Source organism: Rhodococcus sp. P4_F3_2, from assembly GCF_056401335.1.
Genome location: NZ_JBFUJN010000083.1, coordinates 1 through 2,910, shown reverse-complemented (window position 1 = coordinate 2,910; position 2,910 = coordinate 1). Strand labels below are relative to the sequence as shown.

Annotated in this window: 2 protein-coding genes and 1 pseudogene; all 3 read left to right on the top strand. The window is 63.0% G+C overall.

Annotated features, from left to right (window positions below):
* Positions 1 to 1,370: hypothetical protein (locus AC1DWA_RS32810; RefSeq protein WP_477917578.1), on the top strand; the 1,370-nt coding region annotated here is incomplete at its 5' end.
* Positions 1,363 to 2,505 (top strand): hypothetical protein, encoded by a 1,143-nt coding sequence (locus AC1DWA_RS32805; RefSeq protein WP_477917576.1) that lies wholly within the window; start codon positions 1,363 to 1,365, stop codon positions 2,503 to 2,505. The genes AC1DWA_RS32810 and AC1DWA_RS32805, both read left to right, overlap by 8 nt.
* Positions 2,506 to 2,527: 22 nt before the next feature.
* Positions 2,528 to 2,910: pseudogene (locus tag AC1DWA_RS32800) on the top strand (hypothetical protein); the annotation flags it as partial.

Here is a 2,910-nt window from a genome sequence, read left to right as displayed (position 1 = left end):
TTCGCTGGTACCGTCGATGTCATGACTCTGCAGAAAGGCGCGTGAGCGCCCACCTCGGGCGCAGGTTCCTGCGCCCCCGATACGTCTTCTTCACCGCGGCTCACCTGTGGGTGGTCGACGAGCGTCAACCCGTTGCGGCACTGATTGATCCGCACACAGAATCGTTGGCGGGGTTGGTGGCGTGGACTGATCTTCCTCCCGCACCACCGGGCTCCGGCCCAGTACAGATCGCGGCGGACGAGTCCGGGGTGTGGATACAGAATCACCGCGACGGCCCTTTGGTTCACATCGGCATCGACGGCATCGACCGTTCCGAATACACCGAAGGGCACCATCTGATCGGCGCGGGACGCGCCGGCGCCTGGTGCATGACGACTACACGCAGGAACAACGACATCGCACCCTCGCCGGATACTCCGCCACGGACGCTGCGGCGCAAACCGGCGCTGCTGGTGAGCAAGCTGGGTGGCGGGATGCGTCATGTCGAAGTGGATGCCGCGGCGATCGTGTCGGCCGAACTCGACGAATGCTCGCTCTATCTCGGTGTCGAACACGATCCGTGGGAACGGGTGCCGCGCGTGGACGGCACGGGAGGAAAGCGGGCAGGGTTCGAGTTACGTTACAGCTCATCGATATTGCAGATACCTCTGCATGATCTGGCCCCGCTGCGCATCGACCGCGACACCTACCTGTGCGCGGAAGATCGGCAGGTTGGGTACACCAGCGAGTATGCGGATGTGTCGTACAACGAAAACCATCGCCGTAAGCGCGCGTTCGATGGCAACGTGCGCTGGTACTGGGGCAAAGACCCCAGTACGCGTGGCGCCACAACCGTGCGGGCCTACCGTGGTGAGGATCCGTCGCCGGTGACGACCTTGACACTGCCAGGGATGGATGTCGCGCTCGGCGTCGCCGGGGCCGGGAGGCTGTGGTTGGTCGCGAGGACCGCTACCCGTCCTGCCGTCGGTCGGTCGGTACTCTCCACCGGGTTCGATGGCGGGATCCATTCGCTGATCACCGGCGGCATCGACATCACCGATCGGTGCTGGCCTGTCGGGCCCGAGCCACTCGACCACCACGGCTACGTCAAGTATTGCCTGCGTGGTCTCGACCGAATGCGGTTTTCGGACAAAGTCGATCAGGTGAGCGCCACGTACGTCGGACATTGGCCGAGCGGCCGGATCCATGTTCGATTCCGGCATCGTGACTACCCGGGACTGGTGTTGATCGCTCGCCTCAATCTCTACGACGAGCTAGGTGTTCGTCTCGACAATCTCCTGTCTTACGCCTCGGCAGAGTTGGGGGAACAAGCCGGCACCCGCGCCTACCCGCCGGTCTCCGAAGCCATTGCGGGAGTCCTGCATGTCTGAGCTGAGCGGCGGAGGCGATCGGGCCGGAAAGCTCACCGAAATGACCGGTGGGAGACGCGTTGACCTGGGACGAAGACGCCCGACACCCGAATATGTAGTGGAGGCAGTGATGACCGAATGGGTCCAGATGTTGGTGACCATGGCAGATGGCCCGCGGCAACCGGTCCACGGGGTCGTGGTCCCGTACCGCAATTCCGACGAACCTTTTCACTACTACTACGGAAGCTACGGGGAAGAACCTGTGTTTCTTCCCGTTCGTCTCCCTGGCGTGCATCTGTATCGGTGGGGACGCCGGTCGAGGATCGAATCACTCGACGGACAGGTGATGTTCGTCAGCGACGGCACCACCGCCTGGGACTTCACCGCCGACCCAGACCATCCGCGCTGCACCGAACTCCACCAGGTGCACTCACCCGGCGCGGGCCGACACCTCTCGATCACCCCGCAGGTTGAGCATTGGGTCGGCAACCATCACTCACGCCCAACAGGGCCGGTGACAGACGTCGAGCTCCTCGGCCGTCGATGCTGGTCGGTGGATCTCGCCCCACGCGAGAGCCGGAATCTGCCGAAGCCGTCGCTGCGGCTTGTCGTCGACGCCGAAACCGGTGCAGTTCTTGCCCAACACTCCGGCAATGGTGTCGACGGCGCCTCATACACCGACCTCCTCGTGGGGGAGCGCCTCGAACTCCCCCTGTTCACCTGGGACGGTCCGGTCATCACCGACGCCGAATCCAGGACCCTCGCCGGCCGCGGCGGACCGCCAACTACACCGCGGCAGGAATCGATACGCTGGTTCCGCGATGAGATCACGGCCGAACCCATCGGGGTGCCCCTGCTGACGGACCTGACTCCACGCTTCGTTCACTCGATCGAACCCGAATCCGGCGCATTCGCAGCCGAACTCGGTGATAATGCGGGTTGGATCACCCGGCGGCCACGATCGAACCAGCCGTGGAGAACCAAGACTTACGGATATCAGATCGGCTGGTCTACAGAATATTTCGACTGGGCCTGTCAGATTCACCGCGGAACACTCGACGCTGCCGGGATCGAGTCCCTACAGCAGCAACTACACCCCGGACAGCCGGTTGTCGGCACGCCTGAACTTGTCTTCGCCGGTACCGACGGATACTGAGATCAGAGGTGTCCGGGGGCCGATGATGCTTGCGAAGTTGATAGAAGCACTCGACATGGTGACAGGGGAGCGACTCGACCGACTCGCAGGAAGGCGCATCACCATGACCGAAACAGCCGCTCCCACACGCTTTGTCACGATAACCCGCACCAAAGAACACAGCGGATACGAGAACAAGTGCTTCACCCACTACGTCCAAGACAACGGCGGCCGCTACTGCCTCCGCGGCCGATGGTTGAGTGGGACGCGGAATGGCTCGCGAACAGCATGGACAGCAAGTAGGAATAACTCACCAAAGAAGGCCCGCACGGATTCGGTGCGGGCTTCACTGCTATACCCCTACGCCGGGGCAGGACGCTCCGGCATCTTCATCATGATCAGTTCCGCGCCGTCCTTGTACCGGTA